The organism is Longimicrobium sp., assembly GCF_036387355.1.
In the GTDB taxonomy this organism is placed as follows: Bacteria; Gemmatimonadota; Gemmatimonadetes; order Longimicrobiales; family Longimicrobiaceae; genus Longimicrobium.
Genome location: NZ_DASVTX010000413.1, coordinates 1 through 1614, shown reverse-complemented (window position 1 = coordinate 1614; position 1614 = coordinate 1). Strand labels below are relative to the sequence as shown.

Here is a 1614-nt window from a genome sequence, read left to right as displayed (position 1 = left end):
GAACGGGCGTGCGTGTCGCGACGTTGGCTCGGCGGCGAGTAGATCCTTCGACTTCGCGCTACGGTTACGTGCAGGGGGAGGTTCGGCGCAGCGCTCCGCTCAGGATGACAGCTTACTGCGCACCCAAGTCCTTGCCGCGCATTACCTTGTCATCCTGAGCAGGCGCCGGAGGCACCGTCCTCCCACACCGAGTGCTGGCGCCGACGAAGGATCTGCTATGCCTGCGAGAACGGGCGTGCGTGTCGCGAAATCTGCTCGGCGGCGAGTAGATCCTTCGACTCCGCGCCAAAGTCCGGCACAGCGAAACCACATCGGCTTGGCGATCCGTGCCTTTGTGCGGCTGGAAAAGAACAGAATATTCACCGGAATGAGCTGGGCTGAAGCAAAGCTGCGTAGCACGCGCTACGCCGTGCGTCTTTATCTCACCAAGCCCAGCTTCACTCTGGGAGCAACTGCGTAAGTCCTATCAGAATGACGCTCAAAGTCCGAGCCCGGTGAGGAATCCCGGTGCGGCTGATGTGACAGGCGCCTGACGGCAGTTCGCGCCTCTCCCCCGCGCCGGCACCGTCCGCCCCGCCGGTCCTGCCGCCCACCTCGGCACTGCTATGAATCTCTCACAGAGGCACAGAGACACAGAGGAAGACACAACAGACAAAGAGGATCATCGGACTACCGTTCATCCCCTCTCCACGCCTCCGCGTCTCTGTGTTGATGTTCCGCTGTTGGCCCTTACGCTCCGCGATCAGCCCGGGGGCGGTTTTCCGACTTCCGGCGGGAGGCTGAACACCGGGAGCTTGAGGTTGGTGAGGATGGCGGCGAGGCGCAGCGCGGCGATGGCCGCCATCCCCGCCACGGCGGACGGATCGCGCGGAACCCCGAGCGCCTCCAAACCCAGGTACAGCGCGATCCCGGCGATGGCGGCGGTGGCGTACAGTTCCATGGTCGGCCGCAGGATCATGGGAATCTCGGCCGTGAGCACGTCGCGCATCATTCCCCCCGCGGTGCCCGTCATCGTCCCCATCATGATGACGATGACCGGCGAAAGGCCTGCCTGCTGCGCGATCTGCGCACCCGTGATGCTGAACAGCGCCAGGCCCAGCGCGTCCGCGATCACCAGCGACTTTTCCGGCGGGCGCAGGCGGCGGCTCCACGCCACCGTGGCCAGCGCCGCGGCCGTGATCACCACGATGTACATGGGATGGGCGATCCAGAAGATGGGGTGCCGGTCCAGCAGCACGTCGCGAAGCGTGCCCCCGCCCACCGCGGTGACCACCGCGATCACCACCACGCCCAGCAGGTCCAGGCTCTTTCTCCCCGCCGCCAGCGCGCCGCTGATGGCGAACACGGCCACCCCCACCAGGTCCAGCACGCTCAGGATCACGGGAAGTTCCGCATCAGGAGGGATGAGTGCGCCTGGCGCCCAGTGTGGCCGCCGCGCCCCGCCGCCGCAAGCGGGCCGCCGGAACCGCGGGCTTGTGGAACCCGGGACGAGGAGAGAAGTTGTGCGAACTGCTTCCGTTCCGTGCCAGCCACCCCCTCCCGTCCCGACGATGCCGAAACGCGTTTTCGCTCGCGCGCTGCCGCTGCTTGCGCTGGCCGCGGCGCCGCGCCTGG

The 1614-nt window shown here is 66.9% G+C and carries 1 protein-coding gene; it reads right to left on the bottom strand.

Features of this window, described 5'->3' with window-relative positions; genetic code table 11:
• Positions 1 to 742 precede the first annotated feature (742 nt).
• Positions 743 to 1381 (bottom strand): trimeric intracellular cation channel family protein, encoded by a 639-nt coding sequence (locus tag VF665_RS18110; protein WP_331054857.1) that lies wholly within the window; start codon positions 1379 to 1381, stop codon positions 743 to 745.
• Positions 1382 to 1614 lie beyond the last annotated feature (233 nt).